Annotated in this window: 1 pseudogene; it reads right to left on the reverse strand. The window is 41.2% G+C overall.

Annotated features, from left to right (window positions below):
* Positions 1-346: 346 nt before the first annotated feature.
* Positions 347-430 (reverse strand): annotated as a pseudogene (locus EII23_RS12425) (IS5/IS1182 family transposase); the annotation flags it as partial.

Below are 430 nucleotides of genomic sequence, written 5' to 3' on the forward strand. Positions count from 1 at the left end.
CTGTCTGTAAACCGTGATTTTTTCATGTAAAATCTCCCGCTTCATGAGTATGGGAAATTCTACTTTCAAACGCTACCATTTTTTGGGGGGATTACACAAGGAAAATGTCAATTAAGGCTCCTATGCCGCCCGCAACACCAGCTATTAAATAGTCATACTTATCACAATTGGCTTTTTTATAGGTAAACTCGTCATCAATCTTTTGCGCTAAATTACGGATGTCTGTATAGCACAAAAGGCTCGTAAGATTTCTGTTCAGATTGATGTTGTGTTTATGCGCGTATTGTTCATAGGAGGCCAACATTTCATCAACATTCGTAGAATCGGAGACCTCTAGATAGTGTCGTCAAATTATTTTTGCCCACAATGAGATGCACCTGATTTGCACGGCGGCAAGGAAGGAAAGGCTTCGTTTTGCGTAGCGCGTAGC

Source organism: Desulfovibrio sp. OH1186_COT-070 (genome assembly GCF_003860215.1).
Classification (GTDB): Bacteria; Desulfobacterota; Desulfovibrionia; order Desulfovibrionales; family Desulfovibrionaceae; genus Desulfovibrio.